The sequence below is a fragment of the Lentzea sp. NPDC005914 genome, assembly GCF_040629405.1.
GTDB lineage: Bacteria > Actinomycetota > Actinomycetes > Mycobacteriales > Pseudonocardiaceae > Lentzea.
The window spans coordinates 21,992-46,175 of sequence record NZ_JBEXVQ010000046.1 but is presented as its reverse complement, the minus strand read 5'-3'; the positions used below and the strand labels follow the sequence as shown (position 1 = coordinate 46,175).

Genomic DNA, 24,184 nt, shown 5'->3' with positions numbered 1-24,184 from the left:
CATCACGACAGACCCGGCTGAGAGCCGGAACACGCGCTACGCGTGGTCGTCCTCGCCCAGGCGGTGCACCCGGATGAGGTTCGTCGACCCGATGGTGCCGGGAGGCGATCCGGCCACGACCACCATGAGGTCACCGGCGGAGTAGCGGCCGATCTCCAGCATGGACGTGTCGACCTGGCGGACCATCTCGTCCGTCGACTCCACACGCGGGACCAGGAACGTCTCGGTGCCCCACGTCAGCGCGAGCTGCGAGCGCACCGCCGGCTCCGGCGTGAACGCCAGCAGCGGCAGGTGCGTGTGCAGGCGGGCCAGACGGCGGACCGTGTCACCGGACTGCGTGAAGGCGACCAGCGCCTTGGCGTTGAGGCGCTCGCCGATGTCGCGGGCCGCGTAGGAGATCACGCCGCGCTTGGTGCGCGGAACGTGGGTCAGCGGCGGCACGACGACCGACTCGGTCTCGACGGCCTCGATGATGCGGCCCATGGTCTGCACGGACTCGATGGCGTAGCGGCCCACCGAGGTCTCACCGGACAGCATCAGGGCGTCCGCGCCGTCCAGCACCGCGTTCGCGACGTCGGACGTCTCGGCGCGGGTCGGACGGGAGTTGGTGATCATCGAGTCGAGCATCTGGGTCGCGACGATGACCGGCTTGGCGTTCTCGCGGGCGATCTGGATCGCTCGCTTCTGCACCAGCGGCACGTGCTCCAGCGGCAACTCGACGCCCAGGTCACCGCGGGCGACCATGACGCCGTCGAACGCGAGGACGATGGCCTCGAGGTTGTCCACGGCCTCCGGCTTCTCGATCTTCGCGATCACCGGGAGGCGCTTGCTGCCCGAGCGGTCCATGATCTGGTGGACCAGGTCGATGTCCGCGGGCGAGCGCACGAACGACAGTGCGATGAAGTCCACGCCCAGCGAGAGCGCGAACTCGAGGTCCTCGATGTCCTTCTCGGACAGCGCGGGCACGGAGACGTCCATGCCGGGCAGCGAGAGACCCTTGTTGTTGCTGACAGGCCCGCCCTCGGTGACCTCGCACACGACGTCGGAACCTTCGACGTCGACGACCACGAGACCGACCTTGCCGTCGTCCACGAGCAGGCGGTCGCCGACCTTGGCGTCCTTGGCGAGCTCTTTGTAGGTCGTCGACACGCGGTCGTGCGTGCCTTCGACGTCTTCGACGGTGATGCGGACCACGTCGCCGGTGTTCCAGTCGACAGGGCCCGCGGCGAACCGGCCGAGGCGGATCTTGGGGCCCTGGAGGTCGGCGAGGATGCCCACGGCGCGGCCGGACTCGTCGGCTGCCGCGCGGACCATGTCGTAGACCTGCTTGTGGTCGGCATGGCTGCCGTGGCTGAAGTTCATCCTGGCCACGTCCATACCGGCCGCTACCAGGTCGCGGACCTTGTCCGGCGTGCCAGTGGCGGGACCGAGGGTACAGACGATCTTTGCGCGTCGACTCACGTCTAGAGAGAGTAGACCTCGTTCCTGGACCGATCCCGAACTACCACTCAGTAATGTTCGGACCATGGGTCGAGTACTCCCGTTCGTGATCGCAGCGTTGCTCAGCGTCGTCGTGCTGTTCACCCCTGAGTCAGGTGTGCCGACCGCCCCGCCCGGCACGGACAAGGTCATTCACACGCTGCTGTTCGCGCTGCTGGCGTTCACCGGCCTTTACGCGAAGATTTCTCGCATTCTGGTCTGGCTGGTCCTCTACGCGGCCGTCTCGGAGGTCCTCCAAGCCCTCATCACGCCTCTTCACCGCAGCGGTGACGTGCTCGACGCGCTGGTGGACGTGGCCGGGATCGGCCTGGGCTGGGCTATCGCCGCGGCGATTCGCTCACGCCGACGTGGTCCTCGCACCACGCGTTGAACTCCTTGAGCTGCCGCCACGACTTGCGCACCCGGTCGAGGCACCCCGGCTCGTGCAGCACGTCGTCGGGCTCCCAGACCTTGCGCACCCAGATCGACCGGTGCTTGAGCAGGTCGAGGTGGGGGTGGTCGTCGGCGAACCCGCGCGGCTTCGACTTCATCACGTCGCCGTGCAGCTGCCAGCCCTGCTTGAGCAGCTTGTCGATGATCTTGCGCAGCAGCACGCCGTGGGCGTCGACCGAGGCGCGGTAACGGGCGAGCTGGTCAGGGGCCATGTGGTACGAACCGCCACCGGTCACCAGCCCCTCCGAGCTCACCTGCGTGTAGTAGGCACCGCCGCCGCGACCCTTTTCGACGACGCCGCCGCAGTGCGTCTTGTAGGGCGTCTTGTCCTTGGAGAACCGCACGTCGCGGTACGGCCGGAACACCTTGCCCTCGCCGAACTCCTTCTCCAGCGCGGCGAGCAGCGCCTCCATGGGCGCCTTCACGTCGCGCAGGTACGTCTCCTTGTTGTCGTCCCAGTAGGCCTTCGAGTTGTCCAGTTCGAGGCCGTCGTAGAAGTCGATGGCGTACTCGCCGAAACCGCTGAACGTCACCGAGTCAGCCTAGGCCGATCGCCCATGAGCGTGAAATTCGTTTGAGCGCACACAATCAGGGCCATAATCAGATGAATGGCCCGCCGTATCAACGCGCTCGCGACCTGGCTTCACACCCTCGAGCCCGAAGAGGTGGCCGCTCTACTGGTGCACCGCCGTGACGTGGCGGACCGCTACATCCGCACGTTGAAGGACTTGGCGACGCAGCTCACCGACTCGGACTCGGTGCACCTCGCCGAGGACACACTGGACCAGGGCGCGCTCGACGTGCTCGGCGCGATCGTGGCCCAGGGCAACACCGGCTCGATCGACACGGTGTGCGCTGAGCTGCACTGCTCGACGAGCGACTTCGAACGGGCTTTCGCGCAGCTCAAGGAACGGGCGCTGGCGTGGCCGGACGGGGCCAGGCTCATCGCGGTGAACTCGGTGCGGGCGAACGGCGCCGAACGCGACCAGCTCACGTTACGACCGAGGACACCGGCCAAGCGCAAGGCGTCCACGACCTCTCCTGTCGTCGCCGCGATGTCCACTGTGGACGGTGTCGCGCGGCTGCTGGCCCACTGCGAACAGGACAGCTTCGACGCCCGCTACACCGGTGGCGTCGCGACTGTCGAGATTCGACGGGTCGCGCGGGCGCTGCGGGTCGCGGACGGCGTGCTGCGGTTGTGGCTGGAGCTCGCGGTCGAGGCGCAGCTGATCGGCATCGAACGCTCCCGGCTGCTGCCGACGAAGCACGCGGACTCGTGGCTCGGGTCGCGTCCGGGAGCGAGGCTCGCGGCGCTGGTCAACGCATGGCGGCGGATGGACTGGCGGCCCGAGCCGGACCAGGCGCGGGCGGCGTTGCGCGACTACACCGGAGCGGCCGGGCTGGCGCTCAGGCGCACCGCGCTGGAGCGGTTCTCGCGGGAGGAAGCCTTCACCGACATCGACGAACTGGTCGCCGACCTCGTGTGGGAGCGGCCTGCGGTGCACGACCCGCGTGCGACGGCCGCGGTGATGAGCGAGATGGAGTCGCTGGGGCTGATCGCGGGCGGCGCGCTCACGCCGTTGGGCACCGCGGTCCTGAACAGCGGCGACACCGACGCCGCGGCTGCCGAGCTGATGCCGCCGGCCGCGGAGAAGGCCGCGTTCCAGACGGACATGACGGCGGTGGTGAACGGGCTGCCGTCGCCGGAGCTCGGCACGACGCTGAACCTGGTGGCAGATCTGGAGGACAACGACGCCGCGCGCGTGTGGCGACTGTCCGCCGGGTCGGTGCGGCGTGCGCTGGACGGCGGGCTCACCGCGGACGAGGTGATCGCGAAGCTCGCGGCCGTGTCGGAATCGCCGTTGCCGCAGGTGATCGTGTACCAGGTGCAGGACGTGGCGCGGCGGCACGGGCATCTGACGGTGACCGAGGTGGCGAGCTGTGTGCGGGCCGAGGATCCGATGTTGTTGCAGGAGATCGTCAAGTCGAAGCGGCTGGCGTCGCTGAAGCTGCGGTTCCTCGCGCCGACCGTGCTGGCGTCCGCGCAACCGATGGCCGAGACGCTGACGGCGTTGCGCAGGGCCGGCTACGCGCCGACCGGGCTCGACGCGGGTGATCAGTCCATTGTGGAGCACATGGAACGGCGGCGGGCACCGGCGAGGGGTGAGCGCAGGCAGGACGGATGGTGGCGGGCCGAGCTGGACGACCTGGAGCTGACCCAGCTCGCGCTCCGGCTGGTCGAGCAGGAACGCCCGGCCGTCGGCAGGGGCACGCCACGGGCCAGCGCGGCGCGGATGCTGCGGGACCAGAACGTGTTCCTGCGCGACGAGGAAGTGCTGATCCTGGCGTCGGCGCTGGTGGACGGCCGCCCTGTGGAGATCAAGTACGCGAGCGGGCCGCGGCAGCTGGAGACGCACGTGATCACGCCCGGCAAGCACCTCGAAGGCGTGCTCACGGCGGACTGCGAGGACGGCTCGACGCGCGAGTTCGCCATCAGTCACCTCCGCAAGGTCGCTGTGCCCGTATGAACAGCTGGTGAAGTTCCGGTTCGACTGGTGATCAGGTACTGATACTGGAAGGGTGGCCGATCCGTTTTCCGCCGGGCTGTTGATGGTGCTGGAGACCGTGCTGGAACGCGTTCTGGTCGGTCTCTTCGACGTGGTGCACAAAGGCTCCAGGGACAAGAAGCGCCAGCGCGAGCTGACCAGGCCGGGACCGCTGGTCGAGCGGGTCAGCAGTGAGCTCGCCCGCGGTGAGCTGAGCACCGTCGAGCAGCACGAGTGGCAGGCCGCTGTGGACGCGGTGCGCGAGTCCCTCGAGGTCGCGCTGCCGTTGCGCGAGGACGAGGCGCTGCGGGTGATGCTGACGCCCGAGTCGTTGCGCGCCTACGTGATGTCCAAGTCGGAGCAGATCCGCCGGGCCGCAGGGCTGTCCGACCTGGCCACGGCCGTGTACGACGCGCTGCTGCTGCGGGTGTGCGTCGCCGTCGTCGAGCTGGTGTGGTCGCAGCCGGAGTACGCGCGGCGGCTCGCGGTGGAGATGTTCCGGATGGGCCGGGCGACCGCCGACGCCGTGGCGCGACTCGCTGACCAGCAGCAACTCGCGCTGACGTCGTCGCACCGGGACTTCGAGGACCGCTACGCCGACCAGGTCGCGCACTCGCTGGGCGGGCTGGAGCTGTTCGGGGTGTCGCGCGGACGGGCGCCGCGCAGGCATTCGTTCGACAGCTCGTACGTGTCGCTGGCGGTCGCACGGGTCGGCGACACCGACGAGCTGACCGGCGCCGGACTGCCGGTGGCGGCCGCGCTGGCGGACACCACGAGGGTGCTGATCAGGGGCGGTGCGGGCGCGGGCAAGACGACGTTCCTGCGCTGGCTCGCGATGAACGCGCTGGGCGAGACGCGGACCTCGGGCAACGAGTGGCTCGGGCTGGTGCCGTTCTTCGTGCCGCTGCGCCAGTACACGACGCTGCCGAAGCCGGAGGAGTTCATCTCGTCGACCGCCTCGATGATCGAGGAGGAGAAGCCGGCCGGGTGGGTCACCGCGCGGCTCAAGGAAGGGCGCGCGCTCGTCCTCGTCGACGGCGTGGACGAGCTGGTGTGGGAGCGGCGAGCCGAGGCACGGCTGTGGCTCGTGCAGCTCGTCAACGCCTATCCGGACGCCCGGTACGCGATCACGACCCGTCCGGCGGCCGTCCCCGAGGACTGGCTGGAGGACGTCGGCTTCGAGACGTTCGACCTGCTGCCGTTGAGCGACAAGGGTGTGCGCGACTTCGTGGAGGCCTGGCACACCGCCGCGCGCGACGAACCGGGGCTGACCAGGGACGCGCGGGTGTGGCTGACCGAGTGCGAGGCACGGCTGGTGGCGACGCTGGCCAAGCGGCCCGACCTGAGGCGGCTGGCGTCGAGCCCGTTGCTGGCCGGGTTGCTGTGCGCGTTGCACCAGGACCGGAACATGCACCTGCCCCGCGATCGGCGGTCGCTGTACGAGGCGGCGCTGGACCTGCTGCTGGTGCGGTGGGACGAGGACCGCGGGCTCGCGCTGCCGTCGTTCTCCAAGGAGGAACAGCTCGTTCTGCTGCAACGGTTCGCGTACTCGTTGGTGCGCAACCGGGAGCTGATGGTGCCGCGCGAGGAAGCCGTGCACCGGCTCGGCAACGCGATGCGCGGGCTGCGGTCGCACGAGATCGACCCGCACGACGCGATGCAGCGGTTGCTCGAACGGGCCGGGCTGCTGCGGGAGGTCTCGTCGGAACGCGTGCAGTTCGTGCACCGGACCTTCCGCGACTACCTGGCGGCCAAGGAGGTCGTGGACGCGGGTGACCTGAACCTGTTGGTGGACAGGGCACATCTCGACGAGTGGCACGACGTCGTGGTGATGGCCGTCGCGCACGCCCGCCCACGCGAACGGGCCCGCGTGCTGATGGAACTGCTGGCGGGCAACGACGACACGCGCAAGGACGAGCGCGGACGGGACAAGCTGCGGCTGCTCGCGCTGGCGTGCCTCGAGCAGGCCGACGTGATCGAACCGGAGACCGCGCGGGCGCAGGTCACGTCCGCCGCCGCCTCGCTGATCCCGCCGAAGAGCTTCGCGCACGCCGACGCGTTGTCCGAGGCCGGCTCGTTCGTCGTGGATCTCCTGCCCGGCCCCGAAGCCACCGAGGAGGCCGCGTACATCGTGCGGACACTGGCCAACATCGGCGGCGAGGGCGCGTGGGAACGGATCGCCGAGTTCGTGGCGGTGGACCACGCGATGGTGATCGACGAGCTGCTGCGGGCGTGGCGGAACACGCCGGACGCGGAGAACTACGCCAAGACGGTGCTGTCCAAAGTGGACTTCGGCGACCGCAGGGTGGACGTTCGCGGCTGGCACCGGATCCAGTTCATCATGCACCTGTCGAAGCTGCGGTACGTGCGCTGCATCGGCAACATCAACCCGCTCGACCCGCTGGGCGCGATGCCGTCGCTGCACCGGCTGGAGCTGTGGCAGAACGAGGTCATGCGCGACCTCACGCCGCTGGCTGGCTCACGTTCCCTGAGGGAGCTGCACATGAGCCGGTGCCGCCCGCTCGGGCGGATCGACCTGTCACCGGTGAAGAACCTCGACGAGCTGCACCTGCACTTCAGCCGGGTCGAGCTGGACTCCCTGGAGGGCGGTTCGGTGCGGCGCCTGCAGATCCGCGACTCGGCGATCGACGACGGGCTGGCCGCGCTGCCGTCGTTGCCCGCGTTGCGCGAGCTGGCGATCGACCACCGCCCGCCCTACTCGCTGGCGGGGCTGCAGCGGTGGCCGACCATCACGACGCTGGAGGTGTTCGGCCTGCCGCCGGCGCACGACCTGCGCGTGCTGCCGGCGTTGGAGCACCTCGTCGTGCACCAGCCGGAGTCGGTGCAGCGGCTGGAGGAACTGCGTCAGGAGCTGCCAGGGGTTCGCGTCACCACCTGATGTCGGCGAGGCTCCCCAGCGGCTTGCGGTCTTCCTCGTCGAGCAGCTGGACGGAAGCCGTGTCGGCGGCGTGCAACTCGGCCGGGAACGTGAAGCTCACGCGCTTCTCCAGCTCGGCCACCGACACCTGGAACACGCGGAACTCGTCCAGGTCGAGCGCCTCGGCCAGGACGAGGTTCTGCGTGAGCAGGAACGCGCTGCAGCGCAGCTCGCCGTCCACCACGAACGCGATCGCCTTGTAGAACTCACGCGGGATCGGCACGCCGCGGAACACCCTGTCGTCGGCGTTGAAGACAGGGCCGCCGTAGACGCTGACCTTGAGGTTGTCGACGTCGACGTCTTCGAGCACCGCGTCTTCCAGCCGGCCCCAGAGCCCTTCCTTGGTGCTCTGGTTGAAGTCGTCCATCTGCGGCGTGATGTTCGTGAAGAAGAACGAGTCCTTGTTCGCCCTCTGCGCCTCCGGCTTCGGACCCCAGCACAGGTCCGCACGGCGCGCGAGGTGCCCGCGGTCGAGCCTGTTGTCGCGGTAGAGCTCGTCGCCGGTCTGGAACTGCGCCGGGATCCGGGGGTCCTTGATGAACGGGATGTTGCTGCGGCTCAGGGCCTTCATCTCGCCGCCGTCGATGTTCCACGCGACCCAGATCGCGAACTTGCGCGTCTTGCTCAACGCGAGCGAGAAGTGCGTGTAGTCGATCGTGGTCGAGCCGTCGAGCTGGACCGCGTCGCCGGCGCCCGAGTCGGTCAGCACCGGGAGCCCCGCGGCGGTGCCGAGGAACTTCGCGTCAAAACCTGCGCTGGTCATGTGTCGCCCCCTGTTGGTTCATCTGCAGGGTCGACACATGCCACAGGACCGTTAGCCGGATACACCCGAACGGCCTAGTGTTCATCAGTTCTTCTTTACGAGTTTGCCGTCCGGAGCGATCGCGAACCACTCGTCGTCGACGCCCTGGCCGTTCAGGTCACCGGCGACCTGGTCTCCCACGTAGTAATAGAGCGGCCACTTTCCGTACACGGCCTGCGAGCTCTCGTCGACCCGGGAGACCAGCGCCATGTCCGCGCCGTCCTTGGCGTCCACTGTGGACTGCGTGGTGAGGGCGGGCCAGACGGCGATGCAGTCGGCGTCGCACGAGCTGGACTTGTTTTCATCCTTGGTGAATGCGTAGAGCGTCCGTCCCGTTTGGTCGACCAGGATCGGGCCGAGGTCGGACTGCGCGACCTTCACCTCGGTCCTGGCGGGCGTCTCCTGCTGGGCAACCTGTTGCGGCGCCTCGTTTCCGCAGGCAGCGAGTCCCGCGAGCAGTGCCGGCAGCAGCAGAATTCCCATACGTGCGCGCATCTTCGTCTCCAAGTGGTCGTCCCTGTTCCACCGTCGACACGTGGGCGGACGTCGTTCGGTTCACTAACGAACTTTCTTTGAACCGATCCGCGCCGGGGTCCGTGTTGGTGGTGTCGGGTCCGCCAGACCCCCCGACTCCCACTGAGGAGCCTTGGAGTACATCCCATGTCTCGCAACAAAACTGTCGCTGCCGCATGCCTTCTGGGCGCCGCACTTGGGCTGACCGTGGTGACGCCGGCGTCCGCTGCCCAGGACGCCGTGACCGTGAAGATCACGAACCAGGCCGGCTACGAGGCCACCTTCTGCGCGGCCGACGTCCTGGAAGGTCGTTGCCTGGACGGCGCCAAGAAGGGCGAGTCGCGCACCTTCACCGTCAAGCCGAACAAGGGACCGATCGAGGTCCGCGTGGTCGTCAAGAACGGCGGCTCGGTCTTCCAGAACTTCACCGCCGACGGTCCGACGCTGAACATCGACGCCGGTGGCTCGAAGGACAAGCCGACCGCCACGAAGGCCGACGGTGGCCACGGTGACGAGCACGGCGGCCACAACCCCGCACCCACCAACCCTGCGCCCAACCCCACCCAGCCCGCTCCCGCGCCGGTCAAGGGCCAGCCGGCGTTCTTCTCGGCCGACCTGGACGGCAAGCAGGAGGTCCCGACGGCCGGTGGTCCGGCCGTGGGCGACGAGGACGCCTCAGCGAAGGCGCTGGTCGAGGTCCGCGGCGATCGCGTGACTTTCGCGGTCGAGTGGAAGAAGACGTCTCAGCTCACCCTCGGCCACATCCACCAGGGCGTGGCCGGTCAGAACGGCCCGGTGAAGGTCGGCCTCTTCGCCACGCCCATGCCGGAGACGCTGTCCGCGGCGGCCGGCCAGACCGTGATCGACCCGAAGCTCGCTGACGACATCCGCAAGAACCCCGCGGGCTTCTACGTGAACCTGCACAGCACCGAGAAGCCCGGCGGTGCCGTCCGCGCCCAGCTCAAGCCGCTCGGCAAGCACGTCAACCCGCTCGACATCATCAAGGGCGGCAAGGTCCGCGCGTTCTCCAACGGCCGCAACGAGGTGCCGGTGCAGGGTGGCCCGAAGGTCGGCGACCCGGACGGTCAGGCCGTCACGTTCGTGCAGCCTTCCGGTAGCGGTGTCGACTTCTCGCTGGCGTGGGTGAACATCGACGCGCCGACGCTCGGCCACGTCCACCAGGGCGCCAAGGGCGTCAACGGCCCGGTGAAGATCACGTTCTTCGGCACGGCGGTGCCGAACGGCATCTTCGCGGTCTCGGGCACGGCCACCGCGGACAAGGCCACGCTGGACGCGCTGAAGAAGTCGCCGAAGGACTTCTACTCGAACCTGCACACGGGCCCGTTCCCGGGTGGAGCCGTTCGCGGGCAGTTCACGAGCCACTAGTGGCCGACTGGGCACTGCTCACCAGGACCAACTGAATAGAGGCGCCGCGGCCGCGACCCCCACGGCCGCGGCGCCGATTCCTACCTCCCGACCAGCTCGACGGTCCTGCCCGCCCGGCGCGACTCGTCGACCCACTGGTCGATCGCCTGTCCGCAGGCCTGGTCGAGGTGCCTGACCCCGCTCAGGTCCATGCGGACGTGCTCCCGGTCGACGCGATCCAGCGCGTCCAGCAACCGGGGCAGCCTCAGGAAGGTCGCGTTGCCGCGCAGCGCGACCCCTTCGGGCGTCTCGACGACCGACAGCCTGGACACGTCCCAGGCCGTCTTCACCACGGCGGCGAGCAGACCCGCCACCGTGCCGGTCAGCAGGTCCGTGGCCACGATCAGGCCGGCGGTCAGGACCAGCACGAAACCTTCCGCCCTGTCCGTGCGCAACAGCGTGACCACCTGCTGGAGACCGAGCAGCTTCCACCCGGCGTGCACCAGCACCGCGGCCAGCACGGCGACCGGGATCAACGTCAGCAACCCCGGCAGCAGCACCACGAACAGCAGCAGCCAGACACCGTGCAGCACCCGTGCGGCCCGAGTGCGAGCACCAGCCGTCACGTTGGCCGAACTGCGCACGATCACCGCCGTCATCGGCAACGCCCCGAGCAGGCCGCAGATCGTGTTGCCCACGCCCTGCGCGACCAGCTCACGGTTGTAGCGCGTGCGCGGACCGGTGTGCATGCGGTCGACGGCGGCAGCGCTGAACATGCTCTCCGCCGAGGCGACGAGCGCGAACACCACCGCGGTGCCGAGAACTCCGGAGCTCAGCAACGAGAAGTCCGGAAGGTGCACGTCCGCCGACAGCTCGCCGACGTCGATGCGCGCCACCGGCGACGCGAACACCGAAGCCAGCGCGGTGCACACGACCACACCCACCAGCACGCCCGGCACGACGCGCAACGGAGTCCGTTGCCACGACAGCATGATCACGACGGTGAGCAGCCCGAGAGCGAGCGCCACCGGGGAGACCGCCAGGTGTAGGAGCTGACCGGACACCAGCACCAACCCGATACCGGCGAGCATGCCCTGCACCACCGACGGGGAAATCGCGCGGAACCACCGCCCGCACCTGGCCAAGCCCAGCAGGATCTGCAGTGCCCCGGCGCCCAGCACGATCACGCCGAGAGCCTGGATCCCGTGCTTTCCCACGGCATCCGCCACCAGCACGGTCAGCCCGGCGGCCGGTCCGCTCACCTGCATCGTGCTGCCCGGCAGCAGGCCGACGACGACGCCGCCGACCACTCCGGTCACGATGCCGAGCTCGGCCGGCACCCCGGACGCCACCGCCACACCCACGCACAGCGGCAGCGCCACGAGGAACACCACGACCGACGCACCGAGGTCGGCCCAGTACCTCTTCCCTTACAGCGGCAGGAAAGCGTGCTCGGAGCCCGCCGAGACCTCGCCGGTCTCGATGTCGTAGAACCAGCCGTGCACGCGCAACGAGCCGTCGGCGACGCGCTGAGCCACGAACGGGTACTCCAGCAGGATCTGCAGCTGCGCGCGGACGTGTTCCTGCCCCTCCGAGCGCATCGCCGGGTCATCCGGCTGCCGAGCCTTGTGCCTGGGCCGCAACCATCCCCGCATCGCCGGCAGGTGGTCGATCGCCGCGCCGTTCAGGCCAGCGACCGCGCCGCAGTGCGAGTGGCCGCAGACGACGATCTCGCTGACCCCGAGCTGCAGCACCGCGAACTCGATCGTGGCCATCTCGCCCGACGGCGCGGTCAGCGAGTACGGCGGGATGACGTTGCCCGCGGTCCGCAGCTCGAAGAGCGATCCCGGTTCCGCACCGGTGATCTCGGCCGTGACGATGCGCGAGTCGGCGCACGTGATGAACATCGTCGTCGGCTGCTGGCCGGCCGCGAGACGTCGTCCTGCCGCTTGGGAACGCGACTTGGCGTGTGCGCGGGCATGCTGAACAAAGCGATGGAAGTCCATGGAATTCCTCACTGCTAAGGAAAAGTGTTCGGTTCGATCCGGTGGGGGCGACCAGGATCAGTTTCGGAACACCTGCAGTGCAGGGGGTGTGCGCCAGACGACTATCGGTTCGACGGCGGACACGAGCACGACAGCGGGCGCGAGACGGTGCGCGAACTCGGCCACGAGCGACGGCATGACCAACCTGGACACCCGCTCGACGGCGGCGGCCTTGAGGCGCAACCGGCTCGTCTCACGCTCCTCGCGGGGTGCTTCCTCCTTGGGCACGGAGGTCTTCGACTTCGGCGGCGGCGCGCCGATCGGCACGGGCGTGACCGCCGGTGCCAGCACGGCGCACAGGGCGATCACGACAGCGAGCAGAACGCTGCGCATGCTCACCCCCCGACCGAGTTGATCTACAGCTACCAGTTTCGCCCGAAGTGGACAACCTTCGCGATATCCGAGACTGAGTTCGCCCGCATTCAGGAGCAGATTCACTCGAAAGAGATTCGAGTTTCACGGAGACGTACGTATGCGGCGAGCAACCGCCACTGCGTTGTAGAGGTGCCAATACAAGGACAACCGGTACCCGCCCCAACCCTGCTGTGCACAATCGGTGACCGACTGTCGAAGGAGGCCGTCGTGGCGAGGGTGTTCATCAGCCACGCAACGCAGGACGTGGCGATCGCGAGGCAGATCCGTGACTGGCTCGACGGCGACCACGAGACGTTCCTCGAAGTCCACCCCGAAGACGGCATTCGCGTGGGCGAGGCCTGGAGAGAGCGCCTGCACCACGAGCTGCGGCGCGCGGACGCCGTGGTGTGCGTCGTCAGCGAGGCCTCGATCGCGTCGAGCTGGTGCACCGCCGAGGTCGCGATCGCGGACGCGCTGGGCTGCCTGCTGCTGCCCGTGCAGGCCGGGGAAAGCGTCATCCACCGCCTGATCCCGCACCTCAACCACATCCCGCACGCCACCGCGCGGGAGCACCTGGAGAGGGCGCTGCGGCAGTTCGACGCCGGTGGCCGCAAGCTCGCCAAGGACCAGGAGCCCTTCCCCGGCCTGGACGCGTTCACGACGTCGTTGAGCGCGGTGTTCTTCGGCCGCGACCAGGAAACCCGCGCGCTGGCCCGCAAGGTGCGCCGCGGCCCGGGGATCCTCACCGTCGTCGGACCCTCGGGGTGCGGCAAGTCGTCGCTGGTCAGGGCCGGTCTGCTGGCCCAGCTCGCGGACGACCCGCGCTGGCTCGTCATGCCGCCGTGGCTGCCGGGCAGCGACCCGTTGGACGCGCTGTCCCGCTCGGCGCGCAAGACCGCCGAACGCGTCGGCCTCGACTGGTCCAGGCAGGAGGCCCGCGACCGACTGCTCCGCGACGGGCTGCGCGGTGTGGCCGCGGAGCTGGTCGACGAGGACCGCCGGTTGCTGATCACCATCGACCAGGCCGAGGAGCTCTTCACGCGGGCCGGCGAGAGCGACCGGCAGACCGTCGCGACGCTGCTCAAGGACGCGCTCGGCGACAACGTGCGGGTGATCGCCACGCTGCGGTCGGAGTTCCTGGACGACCTGCGCACCTTGCCCGAACTGGCCGGCGTCCACATCGGCAGCTACGTGCTGGCGCCACTCGCGCGCGAGGTGCTCAACGTCGTCATCACCGGGCCGGCCCGCGTGGCCGGGTTGAAGGTGCACCCCGAGCTCGTGGCCCGGCTCGTGGAGGACACCGAGAGCGGCGAGGCGCTGCCGATGCTCGCGTTCACGTTGCAGCACCTGGCGATGAACGTCCCCAGAGGAGGAACGCTCTCCAGCGAACGGTACGAGCACCTCGGTGGCGTGCACGGCGCACTCGCGCGTCACGCCGACGACGTGCTGGACCTCGCCGTCACGGAGACAGGGCTGAGCAGGGACGAGCTGCTCTCGCGGCTCGCGTCGCTGGCCACGCTCGACGGCACCGGCAGGCCGGCCCGCAAGCGCGTCAACCTGGCCCAGCTCGACCTGGTGGCGCAACGGGCGCTGGAGGTGTTCGTCCGGCACCGCCTGCTGACCGCGAGCGGCGACAGCCGGGGCCGCTGGATCGGCGTGGCGCACGAGGCGCTGTTCACGGTGTGGCCACCGCTGCGGAGCGCGATCGACGACCGGCTGATCGGGCTGCGGGCGGTGCAGTCAGTCGAGCTGGACGCCTCGCAGTGGATCGAAGGGGCGAACGCGGACCACCTGCTGCTCAACGAGGACACGTTCGCCGCCATCGAACCGTTGGTGGCTCACGACGATCTGTCCGAGAACGCGCAAAAGTTCCTGGTGAGGAGCCGCGACCGCATCCGTCTGCTGCAACGGCAACGACGCCACGACCGTCGCCGCACGGTCAGTTGGCTGGCCGTGTTTCTCGTGGCAGCCGTTGGAGCGGCGGGCGTCGCGGCGTTGCAATGGCGCAACGCGAGCGTCGAACGTGACACGGCGACAGCGCGCGCACTCGTCGCGCAGGCACAGGTCGCACGCAACTCGTCGCCGCAGCTCGCGTTGCGTCTCGGGCTGACCGCGCACGACCTCGCGCCCAGCTCGGACACGAACACCGAGCTGGTGAACACGTTGCTGACCACGCGCTACGGCGGCTCGTTCGGCGAGATGGTGTCCGCGGTGGCGTTCGGTCCCAGCGGGCACACGGCCATTGTCGGCAGCACGGACGGCACGGTGGGCCTGTGGGACCTCACCGACAGGCCCAGGTTGCTGTCCCGCGAGTCCGGCACCGGCGCGGTGGTCGCGTCGGTGGCGCTGACGCTCGACGTCGCCGCGATCGGCGGCTCGGACGGCTCGGTGTTGTTGTGGGACACCGGGGACACATCACGGCGCCACCGCCTGCCGCCCGGGCCGCCGGTGACCTCGGTGGCATTCGACGACAGCCGGACGTTGCTGGCGGTCGGTCGTTCGGACGGCACCACGACGTTGTGGTCGCTCGGGGTGCGGCCGGCGCAGATCGGCAAGCCGTTCAAGAGCCAGGGCGTCGGGGTCTCGTCGGTCGCGTTCTCCGGCACGAAGATCGCGACCGGCAGTCACGACGGAACCGTCGTCGTGTGGGACATCAGCTCACCGGAGCACCCGGTTCCCGATGAGCCGCTGAACGACAACGTCCGCAAGGCCGTGACCTCGGTGGCGTTCAGCGCCGACGGGACGTTGCTGGCGACCGGTGGTTCGGACGGCACGACCACGTTGTGGCACCTCGCTCGTCGCACGCACACCCGGCTGACCGGGCACAGCGGCGTCGTCTCGTCGGTCGCGTTCTCCCCCGGCTCGGCGGTTCTCGCCGCGGGGAGCTATGACGCCACCACGGTGCTGTGGGACATCAGCACGCCCGAACAGCCACGCCAGATGGGCGATCCCCTGGTGGGGCAACGAAGTGCGGTGTCGTCGCTGGCGTTCTCCCCGGACGGACTGCGGTTGGTGAGCGGCAGCACGCACGGACCGGCGATCGTGTGGGAGATGGCCGACCGGCCGCGCCGGATCGGGCTACCGCTGACCGGGCACGGCATGCTGGTGAAGTCCGTGGCGTTCGAGGGCGCCGACACGCTCGTCACCACGGGGTCCGACAACCACCAGATCCGCTGGGACGTCGGCTATCCGTACCAGCCGCGCAAGATCAGCGAAGGAACGGCGCCCTCCCGGCTCTACTCGTTGGCCTCGCACGGCAACGTGGACGCGACGGCGGGCGGCGACAACACCGTGGTGCTGTGGGACGTCCCCTCTCGCAAGCCGATCGGCAAACCGTTGGCGGGACACAACAACAGCGTGAGCGCGGCCGCGTTCTCCTCCGACGGCACGGTTCTCGCCGCGGGCAGCATCGACGGCACGACGATCCTGTGGAACATCTCCGACCCCGACCACCCGCATCCGATCGGCCAGCCACTGGGTCAGAACAAGCAAGTCACCGCCCTCGCCTTCGCCCCGGACGGCACGAAGCTGGTCGCCGGCACCTCCACCGGCAGCACGCTCGTCTGGGACATCACCGACCCCAACCAGCCGCGCCAGGTCGGCCGTCAGCTCGAAGGTCACCGGATGGCCGTGAACTCCCTCGCGTTCGCTCCCAACGGTTCCGTCCTCGCGACCGCCGGTTCGGACGGCACCACGGTCCTGTGGGACATGGCGCTGCTGGACGACGTCGTGGCGCGCGCCTGCGGTGTGGCCGGCGGTGGCCTGAGCCCGCTGGAGTGGCAGCAGTACCTCCCCGAACTGACCTACCGCGACACCTGCTCAGGAGCTCAGCGATGAAGCGCTTCCTACTGGTACTGCTGCTGGTCGCCGCCTGCAAGCCGTCGTCCGGCGACGCCGCGCCTCCGCAACAGACCCTGGTGTTCAGCGGCATCCCGACCGCCAGCTCGATCACGACGCAGCAGACGTTCCTGCCCATCATCAACATGCTGCGCCGCGAGACCGGCGTGGAGATCCGCGTGCAGGAACCCACCACCTACGACGCGCTCATCGACGGCATGCGCGACGGCTCCATCGACATCGGCGCGTTCGGCCCGCAGTCCTACGTCGTGGCCCGCGAGCGCGGCGCCCGCATCACGCCGATTTCCGCGCAGGTCAAGGAGAAGGGCGTCCTGCCGTCGTACCGCGGCTTCGGCTTCACCCACGCCGACTCGGGCATCTCGTCGCTGGCCGACCTGCGCGGCCGCAAGGTCTGCTACCCCGACCGCGTGTCCACGTCCGGCTTCCTCTACCCGAGCGCGGCACTGCTGGACATCGGCATCGACCCGGTGCGCGACACCGTGCGCGTGTTCACCAGCGGCCACGAGGCCACCGTGCTCGCGGTGGCGAACAAGCAGTGCGACGCCGGGTTCGCGTTCGACGAGATGGTCGACCGGCACCTGGTGGAACGCGGCCAGATCCAGCCGGGGCAGCTGACGAAGATCTGGACGTCGGAGCCGATCCCCGGTGCGCCGCTCGCGGTGGCGGACGATCTGCCTGAGCCGTTGCGGCAGCGGATCGTCTCGGCCCTGCAGACGAAGGCCACCGCGGACTACCTGCGCGCCAACGGGTTCTGCCAGGGCGAGTGCCCGGTCGGCGACGCCACGGCGTGGGGGTACGCGAAGGTGGACGACTCGGCCTACGAACCGGTGCGGGCGGTGTGCAAGCGTGTCGGCTGGGACTCGTGCACGCCTAACGCGTGATGCCGAACTTCTCCTCGACCATCTCCCAGAACGCCTCGACCGCGTCCTCGACCTTGTACTGCCGGTACTCCCACCGCCGGTGTTCGCTCCAGAAGGCGAGCCCCATGTGGCCGCGCAGCAACGGATAGTTCGCCGGCGAGACCACGAAGATCGACTCCCACTGGCCAACGTTCGCGGGCACGATCGTGAGGTCGTGCATGGCCGTGCTCACCCACAGCCGATCCCGCACTCCGCTCGCCAGAACGCTGTCGATGATCTCCGCCAGGTACCCGAAGCCGGCCGCGGCCAGCGGACCCGTGACGTACCGCTCGCGCACCTCACCGCCGATCCACTCCCACCCGACGGTCCTGAACCCGTCACCGACGGGCTGATACGGCCACTCCGAGGCGCTCTCCACGCCGAGCACGCTATCGAAAGGCGAACGCCCCGGTCGACGTCGTTGTCGGCCGGGGCGTCATGCTGCTCTCCGCTGATCTGACGCCGTTGTCAGACCACAGCGAGCGGAAGCTGGTTCGGGATGACGGGCGAGGGCAGGTTCGAGGACCCGGTGAGGAAGCTGTCCACAGCGTTGGCCACGGACCGGCCCTCCGCGATCGCCCACACCACCAGGGAAGCACCGCGGTGCGCGTCCCCGCAGACGAACACACCGGGCGCCGAAGTCTGCCAGTCGGAGCCGCACGAGATCGTGCCGCGCGTGGTCAGCGAGATGCCCAGGTCGTCCAGGAGCCGCATGTGCTCGACGCCCTCGAAGCCGATCGCCAGCAGCACCATGTCCGCGGGCAGGACCTCGATCTCGTCGGACAGCGGCACGACCGAGCGGCGGCCGGACGAGTCCTTCTCGACCCGCACCTGCTGCAGTTCGATGAAGCGCACGTGGCCGTCGTCGTCACCCACGAAGCGACGAACCGCCACGGTGAAGCGGCGCTCGCCGGCCTCCTCGTGCGCCGGGTAGGTGCGCAGGATGTGCGGCCACACGGGCCACGGCGAGCGGTCGTCGTCGCGCACGTTGGGCGGCATCGGGTACTGGTCGAGCTGCGTCACGGACAGCGCGCCCTGGCGGGTCGCGGTGCCGTAGCAGTCGGCGCCCGTGTCGCCACCGCCGATGACGATGACGTGCTTGCCCTCGGCCGAGATCGAGGACGGGCCGTCGCCCTCGACGGCGCGGTTCGCGGGCACCAGGTGGTCCATCGCGAGATGCACACCGGCGAGCTCACGGCCCGGCGTCGTCTTGTCGTCACGGCCGCGCAGAGCACCCACGGCCAGCACGACGGCGTCGAACTCCGCGCGCAACTGCTCGACCGTGATGTCGACGCCGACCTCGCAGCCGGTCACGAACTTGGTGCCCTCACGGCGAAGCTGCGACAGCCGCCGGTCGAGGACCTTCTTCTCCATCTTGAACTCGGGGATGCCGTACCGCAGCAGGCCACCGAGCCGGTCGTCCCGTTCGTACACGACGACCTCGTGCCCGGCACGGGTCAGCTGCTGAGCGGCGGCCAGGCCGGCCGGTCCGGAACCGACGACCGCGACGCGCTTGCCGGAGGACACGGTCGCCTGGGCGGGCTGGACGTAGCCGTTCTCCCAGGACATGTCCGCGATGGTCTCCTCGACCCGCTTGATCGCGACCGCGCCACCCGCGTCGTGCGAGATCGACAGCACGCAGGCGGCCTCGCACGGCGCCGGGCACAGACGACCCGTGAACTCCGGGAAGTTGTTGGTGGCGTGCAGGCGATCCGAGGCGAGCTCCCAGTCGCCGCGGCGCACCAGGTCGTTCCACTCCGGGATCAGGTTCCCGAGTGGACAGCCCGCAGTTCCGCTGTGGCAGAAGGGAATGCCGCAGTCCATGCACCGCGTCGCCTGCGTGCGCACGGCGGCGTTGCGCTCGGCGGGCTCCTCGTGGAGGTAGACCTCGTTCCAGTCCTGCAACCGTTCCGGCTTCGGACGCTTCGGCGCGTCGGAGCGGGAGTACTTCATGAAACCCTGTGGATCAGCCACGCGACGCCTCCATGACAGCCTGGTCGACGTCCCGGCCCTCAGCGCGAGCGAGGCGCATCGCGTCCATCACTCGCTGGAAGTCGCCGGGCATGACCTTCGTGAACGCACCGGCTCGCCGGGTCCAGTCACCGAGCAGCGACGCGGCGACGGCGGAACCCGTCGCCTTGTGGTGCTTGGTGATGGCGTCCTTGAGCCAACGCAGGTCCTCGGCGTTGAGGCGCTGCAGTTGCACCATCTCCTGGTTCACCGACAACGGGTCCAGGTCGAGCACGTACGCGATACCGCCGGACATGCCGGCCGCGACGTTGCGCCCGGTCGGCCCGAGCACCACTGCCCGGCCACCGGTCATGTACTCGAACGCGTGGTCGCCCACGCCTTCGGCCACCAGCAGGGCGCCGGAGTTGCGGACGCAGAAGCGTTCGCCGACCCGGCCGCGCAGGAACACCTCGCCGGCCGTGGCGCCGTAGCCGATCACGTTGCCCGCGATCACCTGCTCCTCGGCGCGGAACGGCGCGTCGTCGTGCGGCCGGACGATGATCCGCCCGCCGGACAGGCCCTTGCCGACGTAGTCGTTCGCGTCGCCGACCATCTCCAGGGTGATGCCGCGCGGCAGGAACGCGCCGAGCGACTGGCCGGCGGACCCGGTGAGCTTCACCCGGATCGTGTCGTCCTCCAGGCCCTCGCCGCCGTAGCGGCGGGTGACCTCGGCGCCGAGCAGCGTGCCGACCGTGCGGTTGACGTTGCGGACGGGCAGTTCGAGGGTGACCTGGTGCGCGTCCTCCAGCGCCGCCTCGGCGAGCTGGATCAGCGTGCGGTCCAGGGCCTTGTCCAGGCCGTGGTCCTGGTCGCGGATCTTGCGCTTCGCCGTCGGGTACGGGGTCTCGGGCACCTCGAACACGGGGTTCAGGTTCAGGCCCGCGGTCTTCCAGTGCTCGATCGCGTCGTCCTTGTCGAGCAGCTCCGCGTGACCGACGGCCTCGTCGATCGTGCGGAAACCGAGCTCCGCCAGCAGTTCGCGGGCCTCCTGCGCGATGAACTCGAAGAAGTTCACGACGTGGTCGGCCTGGCCGGTGTAGCGGGCGCGCAGGTCGGGGTTCTGCGTGGCGACGCCGACCGGGCACGTGTCCAGGTGGCAGACGCGCATCATCACGCAGCCCGCGACGATGAGCGGTGCCGTGGCGAAGCCGAACTCCTCTGCGCCCAGCAACGCGGCCACGACGACGTCACGACCGGTGCGCATCGCACCGTCGACCTGGACGGTGATGCGGTCGCGCAAACCGTTGAGCAGCAACGTCTGCTGGGTCTCGGCGAGGCCGATCTCCCACGGCGTTCCGGCGTGCTTCAGCGAGTTCATCGGCGAGGCACCGGTGCCACCGTCGTAACCCGAGATCAGCACGACGTCCGCGTGGGCCTTGGCGACGCCCGCCGCGACCGTGCCGACACCGATGGAGGAGACCAGCTTCACGTGAACGCGCGCTTGCTCGTTCGCGTTCTTCAGGTCGTGGATGAGCTGCGCCAGGTCCTCGATCGAGTAGATGTCGTGGTGCGGCGGCGGCGAGATGAGACCGACGCCCGGCGTGGAGTGCCGGGTGCGCGCGATCCACGGGTAGACCTTGAAGCCGGGCAGCTGGCCGCCCTCGCCGGGCTTCGCGCCCTGCGCCATCTTGATCTGGATGTCCGTGGAGTTCACGAGGTACTCGCTCGTGACGCCGAACCGTCCACTCGCGACCTGCTTGACCGCGGAACGGCGCTCCGGGTCGTACAGGCGCTCGCGGTCCTCGCCGCCCTCACCGGAGTTCGACCGGCCACCGAGCCGGTTCATCGCGATGGCGAGGGTCTCGTGCGCCTCGGCCGAGATCGAGCCGTAGGACATGGCGCCGGTGTTGAAGCGCTTGACGATCGAGCTGACCGGCTCGACCTCGTCGATCGGGATCGGCGTGCGGCCCTCGGTGCGGAACTTGAACAGGCCGCGCAACGTGCCGCCCTGCCGCGAGATGCGCTCGACCTCCGCCGTGTACTGGCGGAAGACGTCCTCCTTGCGCGTCTTCGTGGCGTGCTGCAGCAGGAACACCGTCTCCGGCGTGAAGAGGTGCACCTCGCCCTCGCGGCGGTACGAGTACTCGCCGCCGACCTCGAGCCTGCGGTGCGCGCGGTCGGTGGGGTTGTCCGGGAACGCACGGCGGTGGCGCAGCGCCACCTCCTCGGCCAGCACGTCCAGCCCGACGCCGCCGAGCTTGGACTGCGTGCCGCTGAAGTACTCGTCCAGCAGGTCGTTCGACAGGCCGACCGCCTCGAAGATCTGCGCCGCGGTGTAGGCACCGACGGTCGAGATGCCCATCTTCGACATGATCTTCAGGACGCCCTTCACGAGCGCCTTGACGTAGTTGCGGATCGCCTTGTGCGCGGGCACGCCGGTGATGGCGCCCTGGCTGATCAGGTCCTCGATCGTCTCGAACGCGAGGTACGGGTTCACCGCGGCGGCGCCGTAGCTCAGCAGCGCGGCGACGTGGTGGACCTCGCGGCAATCGCCGGACTCGACGACGAGCGCGACGCGCAGGCGTTCCTTGGTGCGCACCAGGTGGTGGTGCACCGCGGAGACCAGCAGCAGCGACGGGATCGGGGCCATGCGGTGGTCGGAGTCGCGGTCGCTCAGCACCAGCGTGCGGGCACCGTTCGCGATGGCCTCCGACGCCTCGCGGCGCACGCGTTCGATCGCCGCCGTGAGCGCCTCGCCGCCACCGTCCACCTCGTACAGTCCAGACAGGACGGTGCACGCGAAGCCCGGCAGGTCGCCGTCGTCGTTGATGTGGATGAGCTTGGCGAGCTCGTCGTTGTCGATGACCGGGTAGTCCAGCGTCACGTGGCGGCACGAGACCGGGCCGGGGTCGAGCAGGTTCTGCTCAGGACCCATCACGCGCTTGACGGACGTGACGATCTCTTCGCGGATCGCGTCCAGCGGCGGGTTGGTGACCTGGGCGAAGTTCTGCACGAAGTAGTCGTAGAGCAGCCGGGAACGCTGTGAGAGCGCGGCGACCGGCGTGTCCGTGCCCATCGAGGCGAGCGGTTCCATGCCCATGATCGACATGGGCGTGAGCAGGATCCGCAGCTCCTCCTCGGTGTAGCCGAAGGTGAGCTGGCGGCGCACGACCGACTCGTGGCTCTGCACCACGTGTTCGCGGTCCGACAGGTCGCCGAGGTCGAGCAGGCCGGCGTGCAGCCACTCGTCGTAGGGCGACTCCGAGGCCAGGCCCGACTTGAACTCCTCGTCGTCGACGATGCGGCCCTCGGTGGTGTCCACCAGGAACATGCGACCGGGCTGCAGGCGCCCCTTCGCGACGACCTGGTCGGACGGCACGTCGAGCACACCGGTCTCGGACGCCAGCACGACCCGGCCGTCCTTGGTCTGCCACCAGCGGGCCGGGCGCAGGCCGTTGCGGTCGAGCACCGCGCCGACGAGCTCGCCGTCGGTGAACGTGACACAGGCCGGGCCGTCCCACGGCTCCATGAGCGAGGCGTGGAACTGGTAGAACGCGCGGCGCTTCGGGTCCATCGTGGCGTGGTTCTCCCACGCCTCCGGGATCATCATCAGCACTGCGTGCGGCAGGCTGCGACCGCCGAGGTGCAGCAGTTCCAGCACCTCGTCGAACGACGCCGAGTCGGACCCGTCGGGGTCGCAGATCGGGAACAGCCGCGCGAGGTCGCCGGGGATGAGATCGCTGTCCAGCAACGCCTCGCGGGCGCGCATGCGGTTGCGGTTGCCGCGGACGGTGTTGATCTCACCGTTGTGCGCGACGAACCGGAACGGGTGCGCGAGCGGCCACGAGGGGAACGTGTTCGTGGAGAAACGGCTGTGCACCAACGCGATCGCCGTGTAGAGGCGCTCGTCGCGCAGGTCGGGGAAGAACGCCGGCAGCTGCTCGGTCGTCAGCATTCCCTTGTAGACGATCGTGCGCGCGGACAGCGACGGGAAGTACACGCTGCCCTCGTGCTCCACCCGCTTGCGCAGGCAGAAAGCCAGGCGGTCCAGCGCGACGCCGGCCTCGTCCCGCGTGCCCTTCACGAACAGCTGCGCGAAGTGCGGAGCCACGGAAAGGGCGGTCGGGCCGACATTCGCCTTCTCCGCGTCGACCGGAAGATCGCGCCAGCCGAGAACGACGAGGTTCTCCTCTTCGGCAATGCGCTCGATCTGTTCCATTGCCGAAGTGCGTTCTTCGGACTCAAACGGCAGGAATGCGATTCCCGCCGCGTACTGCCCGCGTTCCGGCAGGTCGAACTCGACGACCGCGCGCAGGAACTCGTCCGGCAACTGGAGAAGGATGCCCGCACCGTCACCCGAGGTGGGTTCGGCGCCCGCGGCACCTCGATGTTCCAGGTTCGCCAGTGCTGTCAACGCATCGACGACGATGCCGTGCGAACGCCTGCCCTGGATGTCGGCCACCATGGCGACACCGCAGGCGTCGCGCTCATCAGCCGGGTCGTAAAGACCCTGGGGGCCGGGGATGGCGGAGAAGATCACTGCGCAGACCTCCTTCGTCGTCCTCGCGTAAAGAACGGATGTCCTCGTGCTCAGACCTCGAACCAACAGGTGGGAGCACGGGACGACGATGGCCCGCGTGTTGACGCGACTTTAACAGCCGCGAAACCCAGGGACACCCGCCAATGGGTGATCTAGGTCATGGAAGCGTAACGATTTCCCAGCGCTGAGCGACATTGCAGCGGACGTCGAGCTTCGTTACAGCCGCGTAAGCGTAACCGAGTGTTCAACATCAGCCAGCGTGTTGAGAGCTGCGCGACATTCACGTGTTGACACTGGATTCAGTGGGTAAGCCAGCGTCCTGCCTGGTCCGACCACTGTCGTCTCAGTTAGTGGACGTTCACTCGCGACCAGCTGTAGCCACCTGGCCACCGTCCACTCCGTTGTTCAGGACCAAAAGACCGAGGCCCCCTTCTTCCCGCGC

General features: G+C 69.1%; 15 protein-coding genes and 1 pseudogene. 6 read left to right on the top strand and 10 right to left on the bottom strand.

Annotated elements, in window-relative coordinates; genetic code table 11:
- Positions 1 to 36 precede the first annotated feature (36 nt).
- On the bottom strand, positions 37 to 1,461 hold the full coding sequence (gene pyk, locus ABZ345_RS41355; RefSeq protein ID WP_359860436.1) for a pyruvate kinase: 1,425 nt from the start codon (positions 1,459 to 1,461) through the stop codon (positions 37 to 39).
- 64 nt (positions 1,462 to 1,525) lie between these two features.
- Here pyk and ABZ345_RS41350 point away from each other — a divergent pair, with 64 nt between their 5' ends.
- Entirely contained in the window at positions 1,526 to 1,870 is a 345-nt protein-coding gene (locus ABZ345_RS41350) for a VanZ family protein (RefSeq protein WP_359860435.1), read from the top strand.
- On the opposite strand, the gene ABZ345_RS41345 is transcribed toward ABZ345_RS41350, so the two are convergent.
- The gene (locus ABZ345_RS41345; RefSeq protein ID WP_359860434.1) at positions 1,818 to 2,465 is read right to left on the bottom strand and encodes a DUF2461 domain-containing protein; all 648 of its coding nucleotides are present in this window, start codon (positions 2,463 to 2,465) and stop codon (positions 1,818 to 1,820) included. The genes ABZ345_RS41350 and ABZ345_RS41345 overlap by 53 nt on opposite strands.
- Before the next feature lie 75 nt (positions 2,466 to 2,540).
- Here ABZ345_RS41345 and ABZ345_RS41340 point away from each other — a divergent pair, with 75 nt between their 5' ends.
- Together ABZ345_RS41340 and ABZ345_RS41335 are read left to right on the top strand one after the other, a co-directional pair.
- On the top strand, positions 2,541 to 4,460 hold the full coding sequence (locus ABZ345_RS41340; RefSeq protein WP_359860433.1) for a helicase-associated domain-containing protein: 1,920 nt from the start codon (positions 2,541 to 2,543) through the stop codon (positions 4,458 to 4,460).
- A gap of 52 nt (positions 4,461 to 4,512) precedes the next feature.
- Positions 4,513 to 7,377, top strand: coding sequence for an NACHT domain-containing protein (locus tag ABZ345_RS41335; protein WP_359860432.1), 2,865 nt, complete (start codon positions 4,513 to 4,515; stop codon positions 7,375 to 7,377).
- Here the strand turns inward: ABZ345_RS41335 and ABZ345_RS41330 are convergent.
- Positions 7,367 to 8,179, bottom strand: coding sequence for a DNA/RNA non-specific endonuclease (locus ABZ345_RS41330; protein ID WP_359860431.1), 813 nt, complete (start codon positions 8,177 to 8,179; stop codon positions 7,367 to 7,369). The two genes, ABZ345_RS41335 and ABZ345_RS41330, sit on opposite strands and share 11 nt — an antisense overlap.
- A gap of 84 nt (positions 8,180 to 8,263) precedes the next feature.
- The gene (locus ABZ345_RS41325; RefSeq protein WP_359860430.1) at positions 8,264 to 8,713 is read right to left on the bottom strand and encodes a hypothetical protein; all 450 of its coding nucleotides are present in this window, start codon (positions 8,711 to 8,713) and stop codon (positions 8,264 to 8,266) included.
- Between the two features lie 165 nt (positions 8,714 to 8,878).
- Between ABZ345_RS41325 and ABZ345_RS41320 the strand changes: the two genes are divergently transcribed.
- Entirely contained in the window at positions 8,879 to 10,117 is a 1,239-nt protein-coding gene (locus ABZ345_RS41320; RefSeq protein ID WP_359860429.1) for a CHRD domain-containing protein, read from the top strand.
- Positions 10,118 to 10,197: 80 nt separating this feature from the next.
- Here the strand turns inward: ABZ345_RS41320 and ABZ345_RS41315 are convergent.
- The 3 genes and pseudogenes from ABZ345_RS41315 to ABZ345_RS41305 form a co-directional block, all read right to left on the bottom strand.
- Positions 10,198 to 11,502, bottom strand: a pseudogene (locus ABZ345_RS41315) (SulP family inorganic anion transporter); the annotation flags it as partial.
- 24 nt (positions 11,503 to 11,526) lie between these two features.
- Positions 11,527 to 12,102: a carbonic anhydrase gene (locus ABZ345_RS41310; protein WP_359860428.1), complete on the bottom strand. Its 576-nt coding sequence runs from the start codon at positions 12,100 to 12,102 to the stop codon at positions 11,527 to 11,529.
- Positions 12,103 to 12,159: 57 nt separating this feature from the next.
- Positions 12,160 to 12,474, bottom strand: coding sequence for a hypothetical protein (locus ABZ345_RS41305; RefSeq protein ID WP_359860427.1), 315 nt, complete (start codon positions 12,472 to 12,474; stop codon positions 12,160 to 12,162).
- A gap of 249 nt (positions 12,475 to 12,723) precedes the next feature.
- On the opposite strand from ABZ345_RS41305, the gene ABZ345_RS41300 reads away from it, so the two are divergent.
- The gene (locus ABZ345_RS41300) at positions 12,724 to 16,332 is read left to right on the top strand and encodes a TIR domain-containing protein (protein WP_359860426.1); all 3,609 of its coding nucleotides are present in this window, start codon (positions 12,724 to 12,726) and stop codon (positions 16,330 to 16,332) included.
- A complete protein-coding gene (locus tag ABZ345_RS41295) occupies positions 16,329 to 17,234 on the top strand; it encodes a phosphate/phosphite/phosphonate ABC transporter substrate-binding protein (RefSeq protein WP_359860425.1) in 906 nt (301 codons plus the stop codon). The genes ABZ345_RS41300 and ABZ345_RS41295 overlap by 4 nt, the downstream gene beginning before the upstream one ends.
- On the opposite strand, the gene ABZ345_RS41290 is transcribed toward ABZ345_RS41295, so the two are convergent.
- From ABZ345_RS41290 to gltB, 3 genes are all read right to left on the bottom strand, one after another.
- Positions 17,224 to 17,631, bottom strand: coding sequence for a hypothetical protein (locus ABZ345_RS41290; RefSeq protein ID WP_359860424.1), 408 nt, complete (start codon positions 17,629 to 17,631; stop codon positions 17,224 to 17,226). The genes ABZ345_RS41295 and ABZ345_RS41290 overlap by 11 nt on opposite strands.
- 89 nt (positions 17,632 to 17,720) lie before the next feature.
- A complete protein-coding gene (locus ABZ345_RS41285; RefSeq protein ID WP_359860423.1) occupies positions 17,721 to 19,226 on the bottom strand; it encodes a glutamate synthase subunit beta in 1,506 nt (501 codons plus the stop codon).
- A complete protein-coding gene (gene gltB, locus ABZ345_RS41280; RefSeq protein ID WP_359860422.1) occupies positions 19,219 to 23,742 on the bottom strand; it encodes a glutamate synthase large subunit in 4,524 nt (1,507 codons plus the stop codon). The genes ABZ345_RS41285 and gltB overlap by 8 nt, the downstream gene beginning before the upstream one ends.
- Positions 23,743 to 24,184: the final 442 nt, after the last annotated feature.

Excerpts from the sequence above, each read along its gene's own strand:
- ABZ345_RS41295 (WP_359860425.1), top strand. The coding sequence starts at position 16,329 with ATGAAGCGCTTCCTACTGGTACTGCTGCTGGTCGCCGCCTGCAAGCCG.
- ABZ345_RS41310 (WP_359860428.1), bottom strand. The coding sequence starts at position 12,102 with ATGGACTTCCATCGCTTTGTTCAGCATGCCCGCGCACACGCCAAGTCG.
- ABZ345_RS41305 (WP_359860427.1), bottom strand. The coding sequence starts at position 12,474 with ATGCGCAGCGTTCTGCTCGCTGTCGTGATCGCCCTGTGCGCCGTGCTG.
- ABZ345_RS41325 (WP_359860430.1), bottom strand. The coding sequence starts at position 8,713 with ATGCGCGCACGTATGGGAATTCTGCTGCTGCCGGCACTGCTCGCGGGA.
- ABZ345_RS41350 (WP_359860435.1), top strand. The coding sequence starts at position 1,526 with ATGGGTCGAGTACTCCCGTTCGTGATCGCAGCGTTGCTCAGCGTCGTC.
- ABZ345_RS41320 (WP_359860429.1), top strand. The coding sequence starts at position 8,879 with ATGTCTCGCAACAAAACTGTCGCTGCCGCATGCCTTCTGGGCGCCGCA.
- ABZ345_RS41340 (WP_359860433.1), top strand. The coding sequence starts at position 2,541 with ATGGCCCGCCGTATCAACGCGCTCGCGACCTGGCTTCACACCCTCGAG.
- ABZ345_RS41330 (WP_359860431.1), bottom strand. The coding sequence starts at position 8,179 with ATGACCAGCGCAGGTTTTGACGCGAAGTTCCTCGGCACCGCCGCGGGG.